The following is a 24,283-nucleotide window of genomic DNA, read 5'->3' as shown; positions in this document are numbered from 1 at the left end:
TTTCACTTCCACAAGTATCGATTATCGCAGGGACTGGCCCGCGCGGGAAGACCGTGTCATTTTCATCAAGCCGCCTCGTTGCCGCGCACCCGCTCCGGCGCGCCGGTGAGCCCGAAGATGAGCTCCGCGGCGCGGACCAGCGGCTCGCCGTCGCAGCCCTCGCAGGCGGCCTGGCGCAGCCGGGCGCTCGGTGCGTGGAGGATCTTCGAGACGATCGAGCCGGCCATCGCGTCGAGCCGGCGCGCCAGCTCCGGATCCCCGCCCAGGCGGTGGACCGTGCGCTCGACCTCCTCGCGCGCGATGTCGGCGGCGCGGCTACGGATCTCCTGGATGATCGGGGCCGCGCGCCGCTCGGCCTCGGCGCGGGCGTACTTCCGGACCTCCTCCTCGACGATCGCGCCGGCCTCCTCCGCCGCGGCCGCGCGCTCCGCGAGCGCCGCCTTCATCACCCGGTCGAGGTCGTCCACGTCGCAGAGGTAGACGTCCGGGACCTTGCCGCTCTCGGCCGGGATCGCCCGGGGCACGGCGAGATCCACGAGCACCAGGCGGCGGCGCCGCGCGCGGAGCAGCTTCGCCATCGCCGCGGGCTCGAATGACGGGAGCGCGACCGGCGCGGCCGAGACCACGACGTCGGCGGCGGCGAGCTCCTCGTCGAGCGCGTCGAGCGTCCGCGCCGAGCCGCCCACCTCCGCGGCGAGCGCCTCGGCCTTCTCGAGCGTGCGGTTCAGCACGACCACCGACGCCTTCTCGTCGCGGAGGTGCTGGGCCGAGAGGCGCGCCATCTCGCCTGCGCCGATGACCAGCGCGCGCCGGCCCGCGAGCGGGCCGAGGACCTTCTCCGCGAGCGTCACCGCCGCGCGGCCCCACGAGACCCCCGCGCGCCCGACCGACGTCTCGGTGCGGACGCGCTTCGCCGCGGCGAGCGCCTTCGACAGCACGGACGCGAGCTCCTTCCCGGCCGTCCCGACCTCGGCGGCGCGCTGGAACGAGCTCTTCACCTGGCCCTGGATCTGCGGCTCGCCGAGGACGGCCGACTCGAGGCTCGAGGCGACGCGGACGAGGTGGCGGAAGGCCTCCTCCCCGTGCAGCTCGAACAGCGGGAGCTCCCGGCCCGCGCGCGCGTGCAGCGCCTGACGCAGCGCGAGGGTCGCGGCGGTCGGACAGCGGGTCGCGGCATAGATCTCGACGCGGTAGCAGGTCGAGACCACCGCGACCTCCTCGACGCCGCCGAGGTCCCCGAACCCTGCGAGCACGGACGGCCACTCCTCGGCCGGCAGAGCGAGGACCTCACGATCTGCGACGGTGGCGCCCTTCTGGTTGAGCCCGACAACGACGAGCAAAGCAGCCCTCCTTGTCCGGAATCGGCCCGGGTCCAGCAAGCCCTGTGCCCTCGCGCGACTGCGCCAGATTCCTCGAAACAACCGGGTGAAATCGCGCAGCGCTTGCGCCTTTTCACCCGCCCGAGGAACCGCGACGAAACGGCTGCGGCCGAGCAGGCCCTCCCTTCATACCGCCGCAAACGTCTGGATTGGAAGCCCTGGCGCACATGCGCTCCCTCGCCGGGCACCTAACGAATCGTCGTAGCCCGAGCGGGTGGTTCGCGGCACCACGATTGCACACGCCGCCCACACCTTTCCGCGCCTTCCTCAAGGGGAGTGACGAGCCCGTGCCCTGGAGATCTATCGAGAGCCGTCCGACCTGCGACAGCAGCGCGCATGCGCGTATGTGTCGCATTGGTGTTCTCGGAGCGCTCGTCCTCGCGCTCGTCACGCCTGGCGTGGGGCGCGCCCAGCAAGGCGGTGCCCCGACGGCGGGCGACGCCGTCCTGGCGGCGGCGGCTGCGCCCGCCGCCGCAGCGCCCGCGACCGCCGCGACAGCGGCCTCTGCGACCGCACCCGCTGCGCCCGTTCCCGCCGCGGCTTCGGCGCCTGCCGCCGCTGCCGCGCCGGCCAGTGTGACTGCACCGGCACGCCCCGCCGGTCCCAGCCGCGCCGCCGCGACCGCCGCGGCGGCTCGCGCGGCGCCGCAAGGCGAGTCGTGCTCCGGATGCCACGCGCAGCTCATCAACAAGCGGGTCGTCCATGGCGCGATCACCCTGGGCGATTGCCGGAACTGCCACCGGCCCGAGCCCGGCGCCGCCGGCAAGTGCAAGGGCAAGACGGCGCAGCACTGGACGCTCATCCGCACCGAGCCGGACCTGTGCTACGGCTGCCACGATCGGAAGGACCAGTCGAAGTCGGTCCACACCGCGGTGCGCCAGGGGAGCTGCCTCTCCTGCCACACCGCGCACTCCTCGAACGAGCCCAAGCTGCTGAGCTCGCCGCGCGAGAAGATCTGCCTGGACTGCCACGAGGTCGAGCCGCTCCTCACGAAGGCGGTCAAGCACGCGCCGGTGGCCGAGGGTCGCTGCCTCGACTGCCACGACGCCCACGGCGGCGATCTCCCCAACGCCATCAAGGCTTCGAGCGGGTCCGCGTTCTGCCTCAAGTGCCACGATGCCAAGGCGCCCACCGGCAAGGGCACCCCCGGCCTGGCGTACCGGATCGATCTCTCCAAGCCGAACGTGCACGTCGCCCTCAAGCGCGGCGACTGCACGACCTGCCACGAAGGTGGCCACTCCGGCGACAACCTGAAGCTGCTCCGGAAGAACGCCGTGGACCTCTGCTACGGGTGCCACGACCGCAAGGACAAGACGAAGTACCCGCACAGCGCCGTCATCGTGGGCGACTGCGCGGTGTGCCACGATCCCCACTCTTCCGCCCAGCCCAAGCTCCTCGCCAAGCCGACGATCCAGGAGACCTGCTTCCTCTGTCACCAGGACGACGTCACCGGTCGCAAGGTGGTGCACGCGCCGCTCGAGAAGGGCTGCAACCAGTGCCACGACGCCCACGGAACCGACAACCGGAAGGCGCTCAAAGCCGAGGGCAAGAAGGTCTGCTACGGGTGTCACAAGCCCGTGGACGAGGGGAAGGTGAAGCACGCCGCCCTCGAACGCTACGGCTGCACCGGCTGTCACGATCCGCACGGCACGAACAACGGCGGCCTCGTCCCGAAGAAGGTGAACGAGCTGTGCGGGTTCTGCCACCCGGATCAGAAGGACGGAAGGCACGTGAGCCCGCTCGTCCCCACCGGCCACGTCGTGGGCGGGAAGCTCAACGATCCGCGTCGTGAGGGTCGCACCTTCAGCTGCGCGAGCTGCCATAACCCGCACGGCTCGAACAGCCCGAAGCTCTTCTACGTCGGGAAGGACTCGATGGAGATGTGCGCCGCGTGCCACGGCGACAAGAGCGGCGAGCATCCCGAGCTCAAGAACGTGGTCTCGAAGGCGCGGCGAAACGTCGGCGGGCCTTCGGGCGAGGCCGGTTTCGGCGCCGGAGGTGCCGGCGGTCCGGGCGCGGCAGGCGCAGGCGGGCCCGGCGTCCGTACCGGGAGCGGCGCTGGTTCGGGCGGCGGCGACACCACAAGCACGTTTCAAGGAGCACGCCAGTGATCTTCCTCCCCCTGTTCCTCGCGACCCTGGCGAACGGTGCTGGGCCCGCGGAGGTCGTCGCGAGAGTCGATGACTTCGCGATCACGCGCGCCGCGCTGATCAAGAGACTCGATGCCACTCGCGGTCAGCCCCGTCCCCCGGCAGCGGAGCAGGTGCTCGACGCGCTGATCGACGAGACGCTCCTCGCTTCCGAGGCGCGGCGACTCGGCTTGGAGAACTCGCAGCTCGTGAAGCAGCTCGTCCAGGACCAGAAGCGCCGGGCAGCGGCCGAGGTCCTCGTCGAGGGCGAGGTCGTCCGCCATCAACCCGGGGACGACAAGCTGCGCGAGCTGTTCCATGGGACCTCGGATTTCGTGAGCTTCGAGTCGCTCACGTTCGAGACCCCCGAAGCTGCGGCCGCAGCGCTCAAGCGGGTGAAGGCCGGCGCGACATTCGCGTCCGAGGCCAAGAACGCCGTCACGTCGCAGCTCTACGAGAAGCCGGAGAGCGCTCCGCCCTTCATGCGCGCGCAGTTGGAGCCCGCGTTCGGTGATGCGCTGTTCGCAGCCGCGCCCGGCGCGCTCGTCGGGCCGGTCCGGCTCTCCGTCGGCGTGGCGATCGCTCGGCCCATCAGGAAGGAAATCGGCACGAAGGCGGATTACGCCGCGCGGCGCCCTTCCCTCCTTGAGTACGCGAACAAGCAGATCCGTACCGCGGTCCGACAGCGGCTCGCGAAGCGAGAGCGCGAGCTCGCAAAGATCAAGCTCGACGAGTCCTTCCTTCAGAGCCTCGGCAAGGGCGCTCCGACCGCGCAGCAGCTCGATCATCCGATTGCCAGCGTCCACGGACGAGCCGTGGCCTACCGGGCGATCGAAGGCCAGGCCCGCGCGATCGCCGCCGCCAGCGGCCATGGGGCCGGAGCGGCGGTCAAGATTCAGCTCGCGTGGCAGCAGGTGGACGCGTTGCTCGTCGAGGACCTCGCCGTTCAGCGGGGGCTCGACAAGGCGCCCGAGGTGAACGCGCAGGCCGGCGAGTTCGAGCGAGCCGCGCTGGCGACGGCTGCGCTGGAGAAGATCCGGGCCTCAGCGCCTTCCCCGAGCGAGCGCGACATCGAGGGGTTCTACAAGCGAAACGCCGCGCAGTATGGGCGGCCGTTCCGCGAGGTCCTGGCGGACGCCGCAGCAGGGGCGGCCGCGGAGAAGCAGGCCTCGGCGATCGATGCGCGCCTGGCCGCGCTGCGCAAGAAGGCGTCGATCTCCATCGACAAGGGTGCTGTCGCGCGAGCGTCGAGCCACCGCGCGTGATCGACCCTCATCCTCGAGCGTGAACGTGGAGCCCGGACGGACGATGGCGACGGCGAAGCGCAGTCTCGTACGCGAGATCAAGGGTCCGGGGGGCGTTCTTCCGCTCCGTCCGCAGGATGAGGCCGCCGTCGATCTCGTCATGCTCATCGAGGGCGAGACGAGCGGTCGTCCGCTCGAGGACGTTCTGCGCCAGTACGACCGTTCCCGGAGCACCTACTACGAGAAGCTTCGCCGATTCCGTGACGCAGGGCTCGAGGGCCTCCTCTCGCGCCCGCCGGGGCCACGAAGCCCCTGGCGGCGTCCGCTCGAGGTGATCCGCTTCATCGTCACCACGCGGCTCCGGAACCCGGAGCGGAGCGCCGCCGGCATCGCCGAGGACCTCGGGCGACTCGGACACACAGTCAGCACGCGTAGCGTGGAACGAACCCTCACCCAGTTCGGCCTCACGCGGCACGCGTTCCGCAGCGTCGCTCCGGTCGAGCGGACGGACGGGCAGGGATGACCGTGAGAGCGACCTGGTTCGCCGCAGTCCTCGTTCTGGCGCTCGCCTCGCGCGCGAGCGCGCAGGTGTTCCCCTCTCGCGGGGGCGAGTCGGGCATCCTCGACGTCCCCGACGCCGAGGTCGTCGGCGTCGCGAACGGGAAGTTCGCAGCCGAGGTCGGCTTCGATCGCGTCCAGGGGTCGAGCAGTAGCGTCGGGGCTCTGCCGCTGTACACCGTCGCTGGACTCGGCTCGAAGCTCGAAGCCGGCCTCACGATGCGCCAGTGGGGGCAGCCATCCGACCCGCGGCCAGGGCGGACCGTCTTCGGCACCGCCGCGAAGTTCCAGCTCCTCGCGCCGGACGGAGGGATCCCCGGCGTCGCGGTGAGCACGGTTTGGGATCGGTTCAACGACGATGGGGTCTTCGGGGCGAGGCTCACCCTCTCGACGCGTGTCAACGACACGATCCCGTTTCGAGTCGCGGCCTTCGTCGGCGCCGAGTTGGAGACGACCAGCAGCCGTGACTTCGGTGCCACGGCAGGCCTGGCCGTTTCCATGCCGATTGTCCGCAAGATCGATCTCGTCGCGCAGGCCCTCACCGGTCCGCGCGGAGGCAAGCTGGGGGGCGCCATCCGTCTCGGCGTCACCCCGACCGTCGGGCTCTCGCTCGGCACGGATTACTTCCCCGGCGACGACGCCCTTCGGACGGTGTTCGGGATCGCGATCTCCCCGAGCCTGAAGGCGAAGAAGCCCGCCGAGGTTTCGCCCAAGCTCGCGGAGCAGGAAGAGGAGCCCACGGAAGCGGCGCCAGACGCGCGGCTCGCCGAAGACCGCCCGCACTTCCGCCTCCGCCTCCGGAGCGCCGGTGCCACCGAGCCGCGCAGTCTCCAGTACGGTCCGTACACGCCGAGGTCCGCCGTGGCCGCCGTCCCCGCCACCATCCCCGCTCGCGCGGATGCGCCGACCGTCGAGGAGATCGCCGAGGGCCAGCTCCGCGAGCAGGAGTCGGTCACCGACGCTCGTGCCCGGAGCGCCCTCGCCACCAGCGATCAGCTCGACGCCCGCGAGCAGGCCCTCTTCGCCCAGCGCAAGCAGCTCGAGAGCCGCGAGCGCGAGATCGCCGCGCGCGAACAGCAGCTCGACGCCCGCGAACAGCGTATCGCCCACCGCGCGAAGCCGACCCCGCAGGCCCGGCAGCTCGAGTCGCTCGAGCAGCAGCTCGCGGCGCACGAGCGCCAGGCGCTCGCGGTCGAGCGCAGCTTCGGCCCGACCCTTGAGGCCGCCGATGGTCGCGTGCGCGACGCAGCGAGCAGGGAGGACGTCGAGCGGCGTGAGGCAGACCGCCTCACCGCGTCGGTCACTTCCGCTCCGTCCCGTGCACAGCAGCTCGAGCTCCGGAAGCAGGCGCTCGCAGCGAAGAACCGGCAGCTCGCCGCGTACGAGGCACGCTTCGTCGCGCGCGGTGAGAAGGCCGACGCCACCGAGCGACAGCTCCGCTCCATGAACGACCGGCTCGACGCCAGGAACCGTCGGCTCGACGCTCGCAGCGAGCGGCTCGATCTGCTCGAGAAGATCGCCCGGAGCGCGGCCGAGACGCGCGTCGCCGCGGCGCCCCCGCTCCGGACCAATGAGACCACGCCGGCCGCGGCCACACCGAAGGAGAAGGCAGTCTTCGTGATGGTCGTGAAGTCGCCGACGGCCATCGTGAAGGACAGCAAGATCGCCGCGCAGGCGCCGTCCACGACCTCCTCGAGCTCCGCCGTCGAGAAGGCGGTCGCCGCCGCGACGATCGTCACCTTCCCGACGCCCGCGAGCCAGCTCTCGGAGCTGGACCGCGACACCATCGACGGGATCGCGAAGCTCGCCGCGAAGGACGGCTGCGAGCTGCTCATCTGGGCGCGTGCCAAGGACCCGAGCCTCATGGGCGAGGCGCAGCGGCGCGCCGGCGAGATCCGCTCTCGCGTCATCTCGGTCAGCGGGCTCGACACGAACCGGGTCGTGACGCGGATCACCACGCGGCCCGGCTCGCAAGGTGTGGACGTGGTCATCTCGGCGCTCCGCCAGACGAAAACCAACGGTGCCGTGAACCCGGCCTCGTCGTCCTCTGCCGATCCTGGAGCGGTACCGGGCACCGCCAGTCTGCTCTCGGGCGAGAGCGGAAAGCGTCAGATCCGCGAGGCGGTCCAGGCCGCACAGCCGTCGATCGAGGCGTGCGTGGGCGAGCACCTGCAAGCGCGGCAGATGAAGCGCGCCGAGGGCGCCCTGAAGCTCACGATCTCTCCCAGGGGCCGCATCGCCAAGGTGACGCCCACCGGCACGGATCTCGCCGGCGAGGGGCTCGAGGGCTGCCTCGGTCGCGCCGCGGCTGGGTGGCAGTTCCCGACAGCGGAGACGGAGTACGCCGTGGACGTGCCCATCACCGTGCTCCAGGGGGCTGCGAAGTGAGGACCCCGAACATGAGGCGGATCGCAGCCAGCCTGGTCTTGCTCCTGCCGCTCGCAGGGAGCGCCTTCGAGTGGACGGGCCAGCTCGGATTCGTCTATGACCGGACCGACTCCTGGCAGGACAGGCTCGCCCACGACGTCCGTCCGCACTACGATCTCGACCTCCGGCTCGACACGAAGGGTTACATCGACTCACCCGGCGTGTTCGACTGGAGAGCGGCCGGCGGCTACCGACGATCGAGCGTGGAGCTGAACGGGGCGAAGTCCCAGCTCTCGGACACCTTCATCTACAACGTGCACGGAGCGCTCTTCCAGCACGCCGACAGCCCCCTCACCTTGACTGGCTTCGCAAGCCGGACCGACACCCGATTCGGCGCCGTCGGCGGCATGGACGCGCCAGGCAATCGAACGACCGATCGCTATGGCGGGGTGCTTCACCTCGCGAGCGAGACGACGCCTGAAGTGGATCTCGGATACCAGCGGAACTCGTTCAAGGACGAGTTCCCGGCGCAGCCCGACCACACGCGTACGAGCGACGTGTTCTCTGCCCTGCTCCATCAGGACGTCGGAGCGTTCGCGATGAGCGCGAACTACCGCCGGGAGAACAGCGACGGTACGTGGATCAGCGATCAGTTCGACGAGGACACTCTCTACCTGAACGCCCAGGCGCACCTCGGCAAGGCCTCGGATGTCACCGTTTACGATCAGTACTATCGACGGACCGCGACGGCGATCTCTGCAAGCGCGTTCAGCCTCGACCTCAACACCTTCCAGGCGGGATACCGAGCGGGAATCCAACCTGGCGAGCTGACTCTCATCCGGTACTTGAACTCGCGGGCATTCTCCGATTTCGGTGCGGTCTCGACCGAGGTGCTCTCGAACAGCCTCTCCTACTCGCAGGACTTCGCCACCTCAAATCGCGAGGTCTTCATCCGCGGCGGCGCCGAGCTGACCACCCGCGATACGCGTGGACCGCTCGGAAACGCGCAGTCTCGTGGCGCGACGCTGCGGCCCGAAGCGTGGTGGCGGCGCTCCGACCGGCGCCGTACGTACGAGCTCTCCGCCGGGCCCCTCCTCGGCGCGCTTCAGTCGGAGGGATCGACGCGCTTCGGATACGGCGCGATGACCAGGGCACGCGTCGAGGCTCCCTGGAACGACTATACCGTGGGTGCGATGTACGAGCTCACGTACGACACGAACCTGTTCGGCCGACACGGATGGGCCCTCTCACAGCAAGGGTCGGGCAGCGTTCGCGGCGCCGCCGGCCCCGGTCGATTCGCCGTCCAGCTGAGCGCGCTCGCTCGGCGAGGATGGACGGACGGCCTCGGCGACGAGGCGACGCGAAGCCTCTCGGCACGCGGCGAGTACTCCTGGCACCGTTACACTGCGCGCGGCCAGCTCGACTTCCAGAGCGGCATCTTGCCGGGGACTCCGCAGTCCTTCATCGGCGATGGCCTCCTCGTCCCGGTCGGCTTCTCCACCCACTCCACCACGGCGATCGCGGGCATGGACATCCGGCTCCTGACCAGCCTGTCTGCGACCGGACAGCTGCGCTATACGCTCTCTACCGTGCCGGGACAGCCCGACCAGGATCTCCTGGAGACGCTCGCCGCCGTCGCGTACCGGTACGGTGCATTCGAGCTTTCGATCGAGGACCGCCTGTCGCGCTCGAACGCCGCGTCCGCGACGAACAACATCGTGCTCGTCCGCGTCGCTCGCACCATCGGCTCTCGTTACTGAGATCATGCGTTTGCTTTACCGGTTCGCCTCCGTCGCGATGCTCGCAGCCGCAGCGTGCGCCGGCGCGCCAGTGAAGACCGGCCCTGATCGTGACCGCGCGGGGATCACATGGCCCGCACCGCCGCAGGAGCCGCGCCTTCGACTCGTCGAGATCCATCCCTCCCCGAACGCGCCCGCGCCGAAGAGGCCGTGGTGGCGTGTTGCGCTCGAGTGGATCACCGGCACCGAGCAGTCGGAGGAAGACCGCATCGCGTTGACACGACCGTTCGGCGTCGCCCTCGCAGCGGGCAAGGTCGTCTTCATCGCCGACCCCGACAGAGAACGGGTCGTCCGGATCGATGCCGCAGGCACGCTCGAAGACCTCACGTGCAAGGGGCGCACATGGACAGCGCCGATGGCCGTGGCCCTGGACGACGACGGGACGCTCTTCGTCGCGGATGCGGGTGCAGGCGCGGTGATCGAGCTGTCGCGGACCGGGTGTCGAATCCTCGGCGAGGGTCTCATGACACGCCCCACGGGCGTTGCCGTTACGCCGGATCGAATCTGGATCGCCGATCCGCCCCGCCATCAGGTGACGGTGCTGTCGCGTTCGGGTTCGCTCATCACCCGCATCGGCGAGCAGGGCGAGGGCACCGGCAAGTTCCACTTCCCGAGCGCGGTCGCGGCTGGTCCCGGCGGATCCGTGCTCGTCGTCGATCCGCTCAACTTCCGGATCGTGCGGCTCGCGCCCGATGGAAGCTGGCTCGGCGAGTTCGGCGTCGCCGGTGACGAGGGCGGCTCGTTCGCTCGCCCCAAGGGAATCGCGGTGGACGCGACCGGGACCATCTACGTGAGCGACGCGCAGCGTGACGAGGTGCTCGTGTTCACGGCCGAGGGGGTCTTTCAGTACGCTGCCGGCGCGACCGGCAGCGAGCCAGGGCGGTTCACCCACCCCGCCGGAGTGGCCGTCCTGGACGGCCACCTCGCGGTGGCCGACAGCCAGAACGGTCGCATCCAGGTTTTCGAGATCGTCGGAGGACGCAAATGAAGCAGTGGATCCTGGTCGCGGCGTTCCTCGCGAGCGCGGCGCATGCGTCACCCGGCGGCCGAGTCGCGGGCTCGAAGCACGATCTCTCCGTCACCGGCCCCGGCGTCTATCGGGCCGCCTCGGAGAGAAACCCATGTGTCTTCTGCCACATCTCACACCGGAGCGGGACCGGACTGACGAACCGCCCTGACATCGGGGGCGGTCATAGGCCATACGACAGCAGCACCATGTCGACCAGGCCGGGCGCACCGACCGGGGCGAGCCGGCTCTGCCTCTCCTGCCACGACGGTACGATCGCGGTCGGGCGCACCCGCAACGGCGAGATCGCCATGATGGGCGGTAGCAGCCCCATCGCTGTGGGCCGCAAGTCGAACCTCGGCACGGACCTCCGCGGCAGCCATCCGATATCCTTCCGGCCTGCGCCCGGGCGGCGCTCGGCACTTCCTCCTTCTGGCGACGCGGTCAAGCTCGACCGAAGCGGAGAGGTCCAGTGCACGTCGTGCCACGATCCTCACGCGGAGTGGGGCGACCCACAGGTGGGGAAATTCCTCGTGAAGCCGAGCGCCGGAGCCGCGCTCTGTACGACCTGTCACACGTCGGTCTGGGGCCAGGGACTTTCGAGTCACGCGACCTCGAGCTCGGCATGGACCTCGCCCGATGCACCGAGCGCGACGACGGTCGCCCAGGCCGGCTGCACGCCCTGCCACACGTCTCACGGCGGAGATGTCCGTGGCCGTCTGCTCCGCCAGGGCACGACGGACGACGACCTCTGCCTCGCCTGCCACGCCGCGACGACGACGAGACACGACATCGGCCGCGAGCTCGGGAAGGCCTCGGCGCACGTGTCGCGCAGCCGCGGCATCCATGATCCCGCCGAGAAGACCGACGGCGCGGGTCGCGGCCGGCTCCCGGAGGTCTCTGCCGGTGCTCCACGCCACGTCGCGTGCGTGGACTGTCACAATCCGCACGCCTCCAACCCTGCGCCGGCGATCGCGCCCGCGACAGGCGGCGCTCTCGCTGGCGTGTGGGGCGTCGGGATCGACGGGCAGCGGGTCGATCCCGCGAGGTTCGAGTACGAGGTCTGCCTGAAGTGCCACGGCGACAGCGCGAACAAGCCGCAGACCGGTGCGACCACTGGATTCGACCGCGTTCAGAGGGCGGCCCAGGACTTCAATCTGCGCCGTGTCTTCGAGCCGTCGGCCGCCTCCTACCACCCGGTCGCGGCGCCCGGGAAGAATCCGCTCGTCCCGAGCCTCAAGGCCCCCTACTCCACGGCGTCGATGATCTACTGCACGGATTGCCACGCTTCCGATGACGGCGCCGGCGTCGGCGGCGCGGGGCCGCGAGGGCCGCACGGCTCGAGCTACGCGCATCTGCTAGAGCGCCAGTACCTCACGTCCGATCGCACCATCGAGGGGCCGTCCTCGTACGCCCTCTGCTACAAGTGCCACGAGCGAACCGTGCTCCTCTCGAACGCGTCCGGCTTCCCCTCGCACGCGAAGCACGTCATCGGCTCGGCGACTCCCTGTTCAGCCTGTCACGACGCGCACGGCGTCTCGAACGTGGCGGGGAACGACCGCGAGAACGCGCACCTGGTCTCCTTCGACCTCTCGATCGTGAAGTCCTCCGGCGTGCCCCCGAGCTACTCCAGCGACGGTCCCGGTCACGGGAGCTGCAACCTCACGTGCCACGGGCGCGTTCACGACGGCGTCAGCGATCGCTACTGACGCCGCCGCTTGCCCGTCCCGGTGATGCGAGAGTAAGTATCGATGCATCCAGCGTGCTCGACCGGATCGGGCCGAGCGTCGAGGTCCACATGCGAAGCCCCTTCACCACCATCCCGGGCGCACGTAACGCGCGCACCGCAACCCTCCTCGTCGCGATGTTCGCGGTCGCCACCGGGTGCGCAACAGCCCAGCCCAAGACGAACTACGTCTGGCCGGTCCCGCCGGAGACGCCGCGCGTCCGGTACCTCCGGTCGTTCGCCTCGACCGACGACCTGAAGCCGAGCTTCGGCCGGAAGCTGCTGAACGCGATCTTCCCGCACGATGCTCGCGCGCAGATCATCTCCCCCCTCGGGCTCGCCCTCTCTCCCGACGAGCGGACGCTGTACGTCGCGTGCGGAGCCTCGGGACGCGTCGCCGCCGTCGATCTCGACAGGCGAGTCATCGACCTCGTCGGGATCGATCAGAAGCCTGCGCCCGTCTCGCCCGTCGGCGTGGCCGTGGATGGGGAGGGAAACATCTACACGAGCGATCGCATCGGAAACGCGATCCTAGTCTACTCGCCGAAGCGCGTCTTCCTGCGCAAGATCGGGGAAGGCACGCTCGAACGTCCCACCGCCATCGCGATCGATCGGAGGGCCCAGCTCCTCTACGTGATCAACGGGGCCACGCGGCAGCAGTCACAGCACCGGGTCGAGGTCTTCGCCCTGAGCGGGAAGCACCTCCGGACGATCGGCAAGCGCGGAGCCGCCGCTGGCGAGTTCAACTTCCCGAGCGCCGTCTCGGTCGCGCCGGACGGCTCGCTCTACGTTGCGGACATGCTCAATTTCCGCATTCAGAAGTTCGATCGCGAAGGCGTGCTCGTGTCGATGTTCGGCGAGAACGGGAACGGGAAGATGGGCGCCTTCGACAAGGCGAAGGGGATCGGCTTCGACACGTTCGGAAACGTGTACGTCGCGGACAGCATGCAGGGAGTGCAGATCTTCAACGCAGAGCACCAGCCGCTCCTCGCGTTCGGCGCGCCTCCGTTCATGAACGTCCCCGGGGCGATCCTCCTCGACTCGAAGAACCACATCTTCGTGACCGACTTCGGGCTCAACCGAGTCCACGAGTTCCAGCTCATCAACACCACCGCCGCGGATTCCACGCTGCCTCAGTCGGACAAGCCGGCCAAGGCCTCCGCGCCTGGCGTTGCTCCTGGTCAAACCGACCCGAACCCGGCGACGCTTTCGCCTGCTACGCCCGCCGACAAGCCGTCGGCGTCGCCGACCATTCCCGTAGATCAGAGCGCCGCGAGCACACTCGCGGCTCCCGTGCAGTAACGATGAACCGTCGGTGGTTGGGCGTTCCCCCCCAATGTTGCGCGCTTTCCCCCAGCCGAGTGTTCGCCAGCATTCTGATTTCGGGCACTTGCAAGACTGTCGCTGGGCATGGCGGCTGCAAAGCGAACGCGGGCCCCGCCAAACTTGGCGGGGACTTCACACACCGAAAGGGAATCACTCCATGAAGAAGATTCTCGTTGCGTTTGCGGTCGCGGCGTTCGCCGTCTCCGCTTCCGCGCTTGTGAACGGCGGGCCGCACGACATGCGTCAGCAGACGCCTGCTGGTACGCAGGGCGTTTGCCTCTACTGCCACGCCGCCCACCTCTGGTCCGTCTCGAACATCGGGGCGGGCACGGGCGCCCCTCTCTGGAACCGTAACCAGAGCTCGGTGATCACCCCGTACGGCACCACGGTCGCCGGCACCGTCGTCGGCCAGCCCGGCGCGCAGTCCCGCACCTGCCTCTCCTGCCACGACGGCGTGACGGACCTCGGCGCCGTGAACAACGGCGTGGCCGAGACCCTCGGCGCGATCAAGGCGCACTCGGTCGGGACGACCCTCACGAACGACCACCCGGTGGGCGTCGTCATCCCGGCTACCGCCGATTACAAGACGCCGGTGGTGGGGGTCGACGCCGTGAAGCTCTCGACGACCAACACGGTCGAGTGCTCCAGCTGCCACGAGCCGCACAACGGCGTCGCGGGCGACAAGTTCCTCCGCGTCGCGGGCGGCAACTTCTGCGACCAGTGCCACCAGAAGTAAGGTCGTGAAGAGCTGAGCTCGGGGAGACTCGGGCTTGATTCTCGGGGCGGAGACCGGAAACGGTCTCCGCCTTTTTGATTTTCGCCGTCCCCGTACGGCGATGCCCCGATGTTACAATCCCGGATCATGGCGAAGTCCCTGCAACCGGCGCAGCGCGGATTTGACGCCGCCGGTGCCCGCTCAGAACGGCCCTCCTTCGGAAGAACGTGGACTCATCTTGCCGCAATCGGCTTCGCCGGCCTCCTCGCGTACTCGAACACCTTCCGCGTTCCTTTCCAGTTCGACGATTTCGACAACCTGGTTCGCAACCCGGCTGCGAGAGACCTAAGCGCGTTCTTCTCCAACCCGGTTCCTCCCGGACGGTTCGTCGGCTTCCTGTCCTTCGCGCTGAACGGATCCATCCACGGGCACTCGGTCGCGGGGTTCCATGTCGTCAACCTGGCGATCCACCTCGCCACGGCGATCGTCGTCTACTTCCTGACCGTCTTCGCCTGCCGAAGCGCGCGGCCCGAGTCGTCCGCGCTCCGCGCCGGCGCTCGCGCCGCAGGGCTCGTCGCCGGGCTGCTTTTCGTCGTGCACCCCATCCAGACGCAGGCGGTCACGTATATCGTCCAGCGCTTCGCGTCGCTCGCGGCTCTCCTCTATGCGGGAGCCGCGCTCGCCTATGCGCGATCCGTGGTAGACGACCGGCCGCGACGGAGCGCGGTCCTCTACGGCGTCGCGCTTGCGTGCGCAACGCTGGCGCTGTTCACGAAGGAGAACGCCGTGACACTGCCGGCGGTCCTCATAGCCCTGGATTTCGCTTTCCTCGACGGTACGCCACGCGAACGCGCCAAGAGGCTGCTGCCTTTTGGATTGGTCGTTGCGCTGGCCATCGGCATGTTCCTGCGACCGGCGGAGTCGATCTCCTCATATGCTGCGGCGTACCGAGAGACGCGAATCGATCCAGCCGTCCCGCAGTGGCTGAGCTATCTCCTCACCCAGCCGTCGGCGGTGCTCGAGTACTTGCGGCTGTTGGTGCTCCCCGTCGGCCAGAACATCGATCACGACCTTTCACTGCAGACGTCGCCGTTCGCGCCGCAGGTGCTCCTCCCCGCGCTCGGTCTCGTGCTCGCGCTGGGGCTCCCGGCGGCGCTCGCCTGGCGCGCACGGCGGATCTCCGCGATCGCCCGCATCGCCCTCTTTGGAATCGCGTGGTTCGCGATCACCCTCTCCGTCGAGTCGAGTGTCATCCCGATCGCCGACGTGATGTTCGAGCACCGGGTCTACCTGCCGTCGGTCGGCCTGTGCATCGCCACCGGCGCCGGGGTAGCGTGGGGGGTATCGCGCCTCGCGCCGAGGTACCGGCCGGCTCTCGCCGCTGGTCTCGCCGCGTGGCTCCTCGCGCTGGGAGCCGCCACCTGGCTCCGTAACGGCGTCTGGGCGAGCCCCCGGGCCCTCTGGACCGACGCGCTCGCGAAGAGCCCCGGCAAGTCCAGGCCCTACGTGCACGTCGCGCAGGATCTGCTCGACCGCGGCGAGTACCGTGCCGCCGCCGACCTACTCGAGCGAGCGACGCACCTTGCCTCGGTGGCCCCGCACGTGTACCTGAACCTCGGCGTCGCGTACGCCAAGCTCGGCGACCCCGCTCGCGCAGAGCGGGCGCTCAGGGAAGGACTCGCGCGCGGCGGCGGCGCCGTCGGCGGCGGGCACAACGCGCTCGCGATGCTCCTGCTCGAGTCAGGCCGGATCGAGGAGGCCTGCGAACATTTCGTTGCCGAAATTGCCGTGGATCCCGGGAACCGCCAGGCCCGCGAGAACGCCGCGACCTGCCGCTACACGCACGGCGACGTCCGGGGCGCTGCCGAGGACTGGGCCAAGCTTGCGGCGGCTGGTCCCGCGAACGCGAGCGTCCTGTACAATCTCGCGCTCGCATACGCGACACTTGGCGATGCCGCGCAGGCGCGCTCCACGTTCCGGCGATTCCTCGTGGCGACGGATCCCGGGCTCACCGTGCAACAGGCAGAGGCACGCCGATGGCTCGCGGAGCACGCGGAATGAGCACGCAGCCCGGCTCCAGCCCCGCCGACGCGCAGGATGGATTGGCGCGACCACGCCTTCGCCTCCGAGGCGAGCCGCGTCGGATCGTCATGAAGTCCGCCGAGCCCGCTCTGATCCGTCCAGGGCCGTTCCGCCTCGTGCTCCTCGCTGCGGCGGTGATCGCGTTCCTCGGGACTCTCGTCCGATCCGACGATCCGGACATGTTTCATCACCTCGCGTTCGGCCGCGAGATCGTGCGCTCGGGACTCCAAGCGCTGGAGCCTTTCGTCTACCCTCTCCGCGGCGTCGTCACCGGACCGCCGACCTACTGGCTCGGCAGCGTCACGATCTTCGGGTGGCACGCGCTCTTCGGCGACGCCGGCCTCTCGCTCCTCCCGGCCACTATCGGCGCCCTGCTCGCGGTGGTCCTGCTCCTCGACTCGACCCCGCGCGCGGGCCGGCACACCGTCTTGACCGTCTGCGCCGCCGTCATCCCTGTTGCGCTCGCCATCGAGACCTACCGGTATCGCGCCGTCGCGCGCACCGAGATCTTCTCGGCCCTGCTGCTCGCCGTGACCATGTGGGCGATCCGCCGCTTCGAGGACGGGCTAGTCCGGCCGCTGCTTGCCCTGCCTATCGTCGCCGTCCTGTGGACGAATCTCCACCCTGGGGTCGCCGTCTCGCTCGCCCCGCTGGCCATTCTGGTCTGCTGCGGTGTCACGCTCGCGCTTATCCGGCGCGTCACCGGCCGCGCTGCCCCCGGAGCGCCGCGATGGCGCGAGATCGGCGTCGCGGCCGCCGTGCTCACCGCTGTGGCGATCGCGAGCGCGCTGACCCCCGCTCGAGCGAACCCGATCGTCGAGGCGATGCGGTTCGTGTCCGCCGCGATTCGGATCGGTGGAAGCGCCGGAGCGACCTCGAGCGAGTCCATTGCTTTCCTCGCGAACATCCAGGAAATGCGCGGCGGAGGCTATGCGCTGTGGGGGACTCCCGTCGGTGCGCTCATCGCGCTCAGCGCGCTCTCGTTCCTCCTCCGACCGCGCTCCATTCGCTTCCGCGAGCTGATCACCGTGGTCGCCTTCGCCGTGCTCCCATTCGTCGCGGTCCGGTTCGCGATCTTCTTCGCCATCGTCGCTGCGCCCATAGCCGCCCGGAACCTGGGTGAGGCCACGGCCGCCCTCCCCGACCGGCTCGGGAGCGTACCAGCGAGGACCTGCGCCGCGGTCGGGCTCGCCCTCGCTGCGGTCGCGAGCACCCCCCTCGGCGCGCAGGCGCCGCACATCCGCTTCGGCGCGGGCGTTTCTCGAGGTGTCTTCCCCGTGCGCGGCGTCGACTATCTCCAGGCGCTTCGGTTCGACGGGGCGCTCTTCAACACGTTGCATTTCGGCGGTTACCTCGAGTGGCGCGAAGTCGGGCCGCCGTTCCAGGACGGCCGCGGGGCCATCAAGCCCGAAGACGCAGCGGCCGCATTGTCTGGGCCCACGGTGTGGCCCTCCTTCATGATGCTCGACTCGCGATACCATTTCGACGCGCTCCTCGTGTCGTACCCCGCGGGCGATCCCGCGTCCGGCGCGAGGTTCGGCGTGTTCGAGCCGGACCGATCGACGTGGTCACTCGTCGCGTTCGACGACGCCGGCCTCCTCTACCTCCGGCGCGACGGCAAATACGCCGAGGCCGCGGCGCGAGACGAGTTCCGCAGCATCACTCCCGCTTCACCGCTGCTCGCGTTACCGCCGCTCGACCCAGCCGGAGAGCTCGCCGACTATCGCCGGAGCGTACGCGAGGCGCCCGATTGCTTCCGGTGCCGATATTTTCTCGGCGAGCTCGCGCTCGCGACCGGAACCCCCGAAGAGGCGGCGCGCGTGGTCGCTCCGGCCATCTCGCGCGCCTTCGGCCCGGAGCGCGACGTGCTCGAATCCGTGGCGACGCGCGCGGCCGACGCGCTGCGCACCGCAGGCGCTGGCGGCGTTCTTTCCGCTCACTGATCTACCGGACGCATCACGAATTTCGCTCCCCTGGCCGTCGGCATGCTGCGCATCCTCTTCGTCAACAAGGCCTCCCTCGCCTACCCCGGCGGCGCCGAGACGCGGATCCGCGCCGTCGCGCCGCGCCTCGCGCGCATGGGGCACGAGGTCTTCATGGTGTGCGCGAAGACCTCGCCCGGTGAAGCCCGCGAGGAGCGGATCGACGGCGTGCTCCTCCGGCGCGTCTCGGTGATGCCGGACTGGCTGCTGCGCCGGTTCCCGGTCCCGAGCTACCTACCCCAGGCGCTCTTCTTCGTCTTCGCTCCACCGGTGGTGCTCCAGTGCGTGCGCCGCTGGCGCATCGACGTGGTCCGTGACGACATGTCACCGTTCCCGGGGCTCTCGGTCCTGGCGCCCGTCCTGGGTCGGCGCGCGATCGTCGTGGTGCACAACCTGTTCGGCGGACTCGGCGGGTGGCGGCGCTTCTATCCGGCTCCCTTCGCGCTGGCGGGCGCGCTCGGCGAGTGGCTCCTCGTCCGCGGGCTGCTGCGCTACCGGGCGATCGCGACCGCGGCGCCTTGGGTTGCGGAGTACCTGCGCGAGCGCGGCGCGCGTGCCGCACGCGTCGAGGCGATCCCGAACGGCATCGATCTCCCGTCTTTCTCGCGCAGGCCGCCGCGCGGCAAGATCGAGCGCATCGTGAGCTTCGGCCGGTTCTCGGTGCACAAGCGGCTCCAGGACGTCGTGAGCGCCTGCGCCGAGCTGCGCGACCGGGGCGTCGCGTTCGAGCTCACGTTCATCGGCGCGGGGCCACAGGAGACCGCGCTCCGCTCGGCGATCTCCGCCGCGAAGCTCGGCGACCACGCGCGCATCCTCCCGGCGCTCCCGCGGTCGGAGCTCCTCCGGGCGCTTCCGGAGTACGACCTGTTCGTCCTGGCCTCGAGCTCCGAGGGGCTGCCGCTGGCGCTCCTCGAGGCGGCGGCCTCCCAGCTCGGCCTCGTCGTGGCGGCGCGCCCCTGGGCGACCACCCTGCTGGACCGCTCGGTCGCTCGGCTGTACGATCCTGATGATCCCGACGATCTCGCCCAGGCGCTCTCGGAGGCCATCCGGGATCCGGTAGCGACGGAGGCGCGGGCGGAGCGGGCCCGGCGCTGGGTGGAGGGGTTCGACTGGGATCGGACGGCCGCAGCGGAGCTGGCCCTGATGAGCGACGCATGCCACGAGGCGGACTCATGACCCAAGGCGCTCTCGCGAAGGCGCAGGAGTCCGCCGCTCCCGTAGCTCCTGTGGCGCCCTCGCGCCTCCTCGTCGTGATCCCCGCGTACAACGAGGCCAACCGGATCGGGAGCGTCGTACGGAAGGTCCGCTCCCAGCTCGCGGCGCGGGCGGCAGGCGTCCTCGTCGTGGACGACGGCTCGAGCGACTGCACCTCGGAGGAGGCCCGCGCCGCCGGCGCGACGGTGGCGACGCACCCGGTGAACCTGGGCTACGGCGCCGCGCTGCAGACCGGGTACCGCTTCGCGCTGCGCCACGGGTTCGCCAGCGTCCTCCAGATGGACGCGGACGGCCAGCACGATCCCGCCTCGATCTGCGCGCTGCTGGACGCGCTCGACGCCGGCGCGGACGTGGTGGTCGGGTCACGCTTCCTGCACGGCGGCTCCTACCGTCCTCCGCTCCTGCGGCGCATCGGGATGGCGATCTTCGGCCGGATCGCCAGCTACTACGCCGGCATGAAGCTCACCGATCCGACGAGCGGCTACCAGGCGCTCTCGGCTCGCGCGCTCGCGTTCTACGATCACGACCGCTACCCGCCGGACTACCCCGACGCCGACGTGCTCTCGATGGTCGCCCGCCACGGCCTGCGGCTCGTCGAGGTCCCGGTTCGGATGCTCGAGTCCCCGGACGGCAAGAGCATGCACTCCGGCGTCCTGAAGCCGCTCTACTACATCTTCCGGATGTCGCTCGCCCTCGCACTCGTGCCGCTCAGGAGGGAGAGGCCGTGACCCCGACCCAGCGCATCTTCGCCGTCGCGGCGAGCCTCGTCACCTTCGCGGTGATCATCGAGCTCATCCGGCGGCGCAAGCTGCGCGAGGAGTACGCGTTCCTGTGGGTCGTCACCGGGGCCGTGATGATCGTCCTCTCGTCCTGGTACGGCCTCATCGAGGGCATCACCCGGCTCATCGGCGCCGTGACGGTCACCACGACGCTGTTCCTGTTCGCCCTCCTCTTCCTCTTGCTCATCAGCGTGCACTTCACCACGGTCCTGTCGCGCCTGACGGTGCAGGTCCGGCGACTGACGCAGGAGCTGGCGATCCTCCAGGCGAGCCGGCGCGATCTGCCTGCCCCCGGCGAGCACGACCGCGAGCGCTGACCGCCGAGCCTCACCCGGCCCGGGTCGCCGTTCAGCCGCACACGGCCGTAGGCTCCACACGCGCCACGCTGGTGGTCGCCTGGGGCCATCCGGGGACCTTGGCGCGCAACGCCCGCGCGATCGCGGCCTGGTGACGAGCGACGGAGTCCGCCGGGAGCCCGGCGCCTCGAAGACGCATGAGCGGCGCCGTGAGGTGGAGCGCGGCCGCGGTGCGGTGGATGGCCTCGAACGCGTACGAGCGCGCGAGCAGGGCCGCCGTCACCGCGGCGCCGCCGGCGCGGGCTCCATACCGGCGGTAGACCTCGCGATCGGTCCTGCAGGTGGCCACGTAGGCCCGGAGGTTCAGCCGATCGGGCTGCCGATAGAACACGAGCGGCTCGTCGAGGAGCGCGTACCGGCTCGTGGGGGCGGCTCGAAGCCAGAGCTCGTGATCTTCCGCTCGCACGAACGCGGCATCGTACGGGTTCGCGCGGAACCACGCGCGCCGCCCGATGACCGAGGTGTGCACGAACAGCGTGCGGACAAGGGCGGCCCGCTCCTCGCCGCCCTCGTCGAACGGACGTCCGAGCATGCAGGTGGGAGCGTCATCCTCATCGACCCCCACCGCGCGCGAGCCGAGTACGTCCACCTCCGGGTGGGCGAGCATCCAATCGACCTGACGCCGCAGCCGCTCCGGGTGCATGACGTCGTCCGCGTCCATCCGGCAGAGCAGCTCGTGTCGTGCGAGCGCCGCGATCTGGTTGAGGCGCGCGCAGAGGCCCCGGTTCTCGCCGTCGGACACGACCGTGACGCGCGGGTCGGCGATGGCGCGGGCGCGCTCAAGGCTCCCGTCGGTCGAGCCGTCGTTGACGAGGATCAGCTCCCAGTCGGAGTACGTCTGCGCGAAGACCGAACGGATCGCCTTCTCGAAGACAGAGCCGGGGTTGAGGAACGGGATACCAATCGAGACTGGCATTCTTTCGTTAACCCGCGGCGTAATAGTCGGCGAGCGCACGCGCCGACATCCTCACGTCGAAGCGGCTCCCCTCGAAGGCAGCAAGCGCGCGAGCTCGTGACTCGGCGGTCGGTCGCGGCGCGCCAAGGATGGCGTCAGCCCACCCCGATGGGCCCGCCGAGAGCGACACTCGCTGTACCAGTTCCGGCGCGACCAATACCTCCTCGGTCACCGCCGTCGAGAGCACCGACGAAACCCCCGCAGCCTGCGCTTCGAGAACGGCGAGCGGAAGCCCCTCGTACAGCGAGGGAAACACGAACACATCCATCGCGCCGAGCAGTTCTGGAACATCCGACCGGGCCCCTAGGAAGCTCACTCGATCCGAGAGGCCCATCTCTGCGACCCGCCCCTCGATTGCGCCACGGAGCGGCCCCGTCCCGACGAGCAGGAGATGGCTTTCGGGGCGCCTTCGGAATACTTCCTGTGCAACCGCGAGCAGTCCCTCGTGATTCTTCTGCGGATCGAACCGCCCGACGTGTCCCATCACGAAGCACTCTCGTGAAAGGTGGAGTGCAGCACGCACGCGCTCGGGCGTCCGAGACGAGAACGGCGCGAGATCGATCCCGCAGTACAGCAGGCGCCACCTCGGATCACTTTCCCATCGAGCGCCGAAAAGGACCGGTGCAGCCTCACGAGCGACCGCGAGCCCTCCGGTCGCGTAACGGCTGATCAGCGTAGTCATCGCGCCCGTGAAGAGCCGACGGCCGAGCGAAAGGTCCGATTTCCGCGCCCCAAGATGCCCGTGAACGACCCGGCGCTTCACTCCAGCAGCCGCAGCAGCAGCCAACACCCAACCGCTATAATGATGAATATGCGAGTGAACGATATCGTACGGTCCATGCTCCAGAAGCAGGGCGCGGAGTCGACGGAAGTACGAAATCGGCCGATCCGGGCGAAGGCAACGAAGGACTCGTCCCCCGTGAGCCACGATTTCGGGCTCGTACGGATACGAGCGTTCCTCGTGGACAACGAAATCTACGGAAAAGCGCGATCGATCGAGGGCCCGGAGCACGTTGACCAGCCACGTCTCTGCCCCTCCGCGATCGAGGCCCCCGACGATCTCGGCGACGCGGATGACCCGCGCTGGAGCTGCCGACTTCAAGGCGCACACCTCGCGACGAACTGGCTGCGCCACGCTGCGATATTCTCCGTCGGCATCGAGAGCCTCGTGGGAGCTCGAGCGTCGATCCAGCGCTCCACACCGGCCAGGTCGTCCCGCGAGGCACACGGAAGTCCGGTGTCCTTCGAAATCTCCGCCGCGCGGTTGTCAATGCTCAGGACCAACGACCGAATGCCCTTATGGATACAGAAGATCCCGCCATGCAGGCGCGTGCCGATGTAATCGATCTTTCCTCTCCGACTCGCGAGGAACTCGCCAAGTGCGTCCAGGCCCGGGGCGACGACGTTGCACTCACAACCAAGCTGCCGCAGGTATTGCAGGTCGTGATCGCCTTGCGGCCAGAAGGACACCGACGCATAGCGCCGTCGCAACAGATCGATGAGTGCACGATCCGACGGAGGGTTCCGAGAATAATCCGTCAACATCAACAGGGCGCTCTCTGCCTTTTCGACTGGCACGTCGCGCGTCGCAGGCCACCCGAGATCCCACATGGTCGGACAACCAGTGTAAATGATACGCGAGAAGCCCGCACTTCGGAGAATTTGTTCCGTAAACCGATCCCTGACCGAGTGCAGAAGGCCGGGATGCAGCAAATGGCGAAGAACTCTTCGTCCGTACAGGTTGAGTTCCAAGGCGTAGCTGCTCCAGCCTGCACCGAGCAGGACCAGCCCACGAAGAAGAGCAATTCCAGGCAGCCCGATCCGCCAAGCACGCGGGAGTACCGGGTGGAAACCGAGAAGGTTGCTGCCCCCGACGAACACGTAGTCTGCTTTTCGCAGCAGACGGCACTCACGGAAGCTCGGTGCTGCGTGAGTCGACACCGCGACGATCTCCGAACCGGGACAGCACTCGTCCAGCTGCTGTCTCACAGCGACGTCGATGATGAGATCGCCAACGTTCTCGCTTCGTCCCCTCGGCCCTGCGGGGTCCAGTGCGGGGCTGAGAAGCCCAATGACGCTCATACGTGCCGCTCCTGCGCCACTTCGAAGCTGAACAATTGATTTCCTCGGAGTTCCTGGTAGCGGCTCAGTCGGTACGGACCGACGAGGCGCGACAGGATCTCTCTCGTGGAAAGATGAGATTGCCAGTGAAGTGACCGTCGATGAGCACGCCCCGGCAGCAAGTCCGTGGACACGTACGACATCACGATTTGAGAAGGCCGCCGTTCGATGAGCTGTCCGAAGAAGCCCTCAGGGCTCGCCACGTACTCCAGCATGCCGGACAAGAACGCGATGGCAAACGGCCTATCCGGAATCGCGTCCCGATTTGCGTCGAAGATGACCGTCCGGTCGTCGCGCCTGTGAAGGTCGAGCGGAAGATAGGTGCAAGCTGGAGGGAGATAGCGCTCTAGCCACATCATCCCGCATCCAAAGTCAGCTACGACACCACGCTGGGAGATGAAGCTTGCCAGCAGCTCGATTCTTTGCTTCCAGATCTCGTCGAAGTCGTCGGCGTCTCGCCACGTAGGATGGTACAGGATTCGGTTACGGATGGCGGCAAACAGGTTCAAGCTCACGCGTCTCAGCCTCGTTGAAACATGATCGG

General features: G+C 69.1%; 19 protein-coding genes. 14 read left to right on the top strand and 5 right to left on the bottom strand.

Going from position 1 to position 24,283, the window contains the following annotated elements:
* Positions 1-65 precede the first annotated feature (65 nt).
* Positions 66-1,340 carry a glutamyl-tRNA reductase gene (gene hemA, locus MNZ27_RS04265; protein ID WP_242392795.1) on the bottom strand — a complete coding sequence of 425 codons (1,275 nt, stop codon included), beginning with the start codon at positions 1,338-1,340 and terminating at the stop codon, positions 66-68.
* A 614-nt stretch (positions 1,341-1,954) separates the two neighbouring features.
* On the opposite strand from hemA, the gene MNZ27_RS04260 reads away from it, so the two are divergent.
* The 14 genes from MNZ27_RS04260 to MNZ27_RS04195 all read left to right on the top strand — a co-directional run bounded on the left by MNZ27_RS04260 (position 1,955) and on the right by MNZ27_RS04195 (position 20,624).
* The gene (locus tag MNZ27_RS04260) at positions 1,955-3,490 is read left to right on the top strand and encodes a cytochrome c3 family protein (RefSeq protein WP_242392794.1); all 1,536 of its coding nucleotides are present in this window, start codon (positions 1,955-1,957) and stop codon (positions 3,488-3,490) included.
* Positions 3,487-4,773: a peptidylprolyl isomerase gene (locus MNZ27_RS04255; RefSeq protein WP_242392793.1), complete on the top strand. Its 1,287-nt coding sequence runs from the start codon at positions 3,487-3,489 to the stop codon at positions 4,771-4,773. Before MNZ27_RS04260 ends, MNZ27_RS04255 begins: the two co-directional genes overlap by 4 nt.
* A gap of 43 nt (positions 4,774-4,816) precedes the next feature.
* Positions 4,817-5,275, top strand: a complete 459-nt coding sequence (locus MNZ27_RS04250) for a helix-turn-helix domain-containing protein (RefSeq protein ID WP_242392792.1) — start codon at positions 4,817-4,819, stop codon at positions 5,273-5,275.
* Positions 5,272-7,698 carry an AgmX/PglI C-terminal domain-containing protein gene (locus MNZ27_RS04245; RefSeq protein WP_242392791.1) on the top strand — a complete coding sequence of 809 codons (2,427 nt, stop codon included), beginning with the start codon at positions 5,272-5,274 and terminating at the stop codon, positions 7,696-7,698. The genes MNZ27_RS04250 and MNZ27_RS04245 overlap by 4 nt, the downstream gene beginning before the upstream one ends.
* 11 nt (positions 7,699-7,709) lie before the next feature.
* Positions 7,710-9,437 carry a hypothetical protein gene (locus MNZ27_RS04240; protein ID WP_242392790.1) on the top strand — a complete coding sequence of 576 codons (1,728 nt, stop codon included), beginning with the start codon at positions 7,710-7,712 and terminating at the stop codon, positions 9,435-9,437.
* Positions 9,438-9,441: 4 nt separating this feature from the next.
* Positions 9,442-10,464 (top strand): NHL repeat-containing protein, encoded by a 1,023-nt coding sequence (locus MNZ27_RS04235; RefSeq protein WP_242392789.1) that lies wholly within the window; start codon positions 9,442-9,444, stop codon positions 10,462-10,464.
* A gap of 227 nt (positions 10,465-10,691) precedes the next feature.
* Complete coding sequence (locus MNZ27_RS04230) at positions 10,692-12,191, top strand: cytochrome c3 family protein (RefSeq protein WP_242392788.1); 1,500 nt, start codon at positions 10,692-10,694, stop codon at positions 12,189-12,191.
* Positions 12,192-12,244: 53 nt separating this feature from the next.
* Entirely contained in the window at positions 12,245-13,510 is a 1,266-nt protein-coding gene (locus tag MNZ27_RS04225; protein WP_242392787.1) for an SMP-30/gluconolactonase/LRE family protein, read from the top strand.
* Between the two features lie 181 nt (positions 13,511-13,691).
* Complete coding sequence (locus tag MNZ27_RS04220) at positions 13,692-14,270, top strand: cytochrome c3 family protein (RefSeq protein ID WP_242392786.1); 579 nt, start codon at positions 13,692-13,694, stop codon at positions 14,268-14,270.
* A gap of 126 nt (positions 14,271-14,396) precedes the next feature.
* Positions 14,397-16,310, top strand: coding sequence for a tetratricopeptide repeat protein (locus tag MNZ27_RS04215; RefSeq protein ID WP_242392785.1), 1,914 nt, complete (start codon positions 14,397-14,399; stop codon positions 16,308-16,310).
* Positions 16,311-16,711: 401 nt separating this feature from the next.
* Positions 16,712-18,274, top strand: a complete 1,563-nt coding sequence (locus MNZ27_RS04210; RefSeq protein ID WP_242392784.1) for a hypothetical protein — start codon at positions 16,712-16,714, stop codon at positions 18,272-18,274.
* Positions 18,275-18,316: 42 nt separating this feature from the next.
* On the top strand, positions 18,317-19,489 hold the full coding sequence (locus MNZ27_RS04205) for a glycosyltransferase family 4 protein (RefSeq protein WP_242392783.1): 1,173 nt from the start codon (positions 18,317-18,319) through the stop codon (positions 19,487-19,489).
* Positions 19,486-20,256: a glycosyltransferase family 2 protein gene (locus MNZ27_RS04200; protein WP_242392782.1), complete on the top strand. Its 771-nt coding sequence runs from the start codon at positions 19,486-19,488 to the stop codon at positions 20,254-20,256. Before MNZ27_RS04205 ends, MNZ27_RS04200 begins: the two co-directional genes overlap by 4 nt.
* Positions 20,253-20,624, top strand: coding sequence for a DUF2304 domain-containing protein (locus MNZ27_RS04195; RefSeq protein WP_242392781.1), 372 nt, complete (start codon positions 20,253-20,255; stop codon positions 20,622-20,624). The genes MNZ27_RS04200 and MNZ27_RS04195 overlap by 4 nt, the downstream gene beginning before the upstream one ends.
* A gap of 31 nt (positions 20,625-20,655) precedes the next feature.
* Here MNZ27_RS04195 and MNZ27_RS04190 read toward each other — a convergent pair whose 3' ends face one another.
* From MNZ27_RS04190 to MNZ27_RS04175, 4 genes are read right to left on the bottom strand one after another with little or no spacing between them, the layout of a single operon-like run.
* On the bottom strand, positions 20,656-21,579 hold the full coding sequence (locus MNZ27_RS04190) for a glycosyltransferase family 2 protein (RefSeq protein WP_242392780.1): 924 nt from the start codon (positions 21,577-21,579) through the stop codon (positions 20,656-20,658).
* A 7-nt stretch (positions 21,580-21,586) separates the two neighbouring features.
* On the bottom strand, positions 21,587-22,753 hold the full coding sequence (locus MNZ27_RS04185) for a glycosyltransferase (protein ID WP_242392779.1): 1,167 nt from the start codon (positions 22,751-22,753) through the stop codon (positions 21,587-21,589).
* Positions 22,717-23,700, bottom strand: coding sequence for a polysaccharide pyruvyl transferase family protein (locus MNZ27_RS04180; RefSeq protein WP_242392778.1), 984 nt, complete (start codon positions 23,698-23,700; stop codon positions 22,717-22,719). The genes MNZ27_RS04185 and MNZ27_RS04180 overlap by 37 nt, the downstream gene beginning before the upstream one ends.
* Positions 23,697-24,254: a methyltransferase domain-containing protein gene (locus MNZ27_RS04175; protein ID WP_242392777.1), complete on the bottom strand. Its 558-nt coding sequence runs from the start codon at positions 24,252-24,254 to the stop codon at positions 23,697-23,699. Before MNZ27_RS04175 ends, MNZ27_RS04180 begins: the two co-directional genes overlap by 4 nt.
* Positions 24,255-24,283 lie beyond the last annotated feature (29 nt).

This window comes from Anaeromyxobacter oryzisoli, from assembly GCF_022690765.1.
In the GTDB taxonomy this organism is placed as follows: domain Bacteria; phylum Myxococcota; class Myxococcia; order Myxococcales; family Anaeromyxobacteraceae; genus Anaeromyxobacter; species Anaeromyxobacter oryzisoli.
The sequence above is the reverse complement of the archived record's forward strand: the minus strand, read 5'-3'. Positions and strand labels throughout refer to the sequence as shown.

Bases quoted from the DNA above. Each gene is read 5' to 3' on its own strand.
- MNZ27_RS04250 (WP_242392792.1), top strand. From the start codon at position 4,817: ATGGCGACGGCGAAGCGCAGTCTCGTACGCGAGATCAAGGGTCCGGGG.
- MNZ27_RS04245 (WP_242392791.1), top strand. From the start codon at position 5,272: ATGACCGTGAGAGCGACCTGGTTCGCCGCAGTCCTCGTTCTGGCGCTC.
- MNZ27_RS04240 (WP_242392790.1), top strand. From the start codon at position 7,710: ATGAGGCGGATCGCAGCCAGCCTGGTCTTGCTCCTGCCGCTCGCAGGG.
- MNZ27_RS04235 (WP_242392789.1), top strand. From the start codon at position 9,442: ATGCGTTTGCTTTACCGGTTCGCCTCCGTCGCGATGCTCGCAGCCGCA.
- MNZ27_RS04230 (WP_242392788.1), top strand. From the start codon at position 10,692: ATGTCGACCAGGCCGGGCGCACCGACCGGGGCGAGCCGGCTCTGCCTC.
- MNZ27_RS04220 (WP_242392786.1), top strand. From the start codon at position 13,692: ATGAAGAAGATTCTCGTTGCGTTTGCGGTCGCGGCGTTCGCCGTCTCC.
- MNZ27_RS04215 (WP_242392785.1), top strand. From the start codon at position 14,397: ATGGCGAAGTCCCTGCAACCGGCGCAGCGCGGATTTGACGCCGCCGGT.
- MNZ27_RS04205 (WP_242392783.1), top strand. From the start codon at position 18,317: ATGCTGCGCATCCTCTTCGTCAACAAGGCCTCCCTCGCCTACCCCGGC.
- MNZ27_RS04200 (WP_242392782.1), top strand. From the start codon at position 19,486: ATGACCCAAGGCGCTCTCGCGAAGGCGCAGGAGTCCGCCGCTCCCGTA.
- MNZ27_RS04190 (WP_242392780.1), bottom strand. From the start codon at position 21,579: ATGCCAGTCTCGATTGGTATCCCGTTCCTCAACCCCGGCTCTGTCTTC.
- MNZ27_RS04180 (WP_242392778.1), bottom strand. From the start codon at position 23,700: ATGAGCGTCATTGGGCTTCTCAGCCCCGCACTGGACCCCGCAGGGCCG.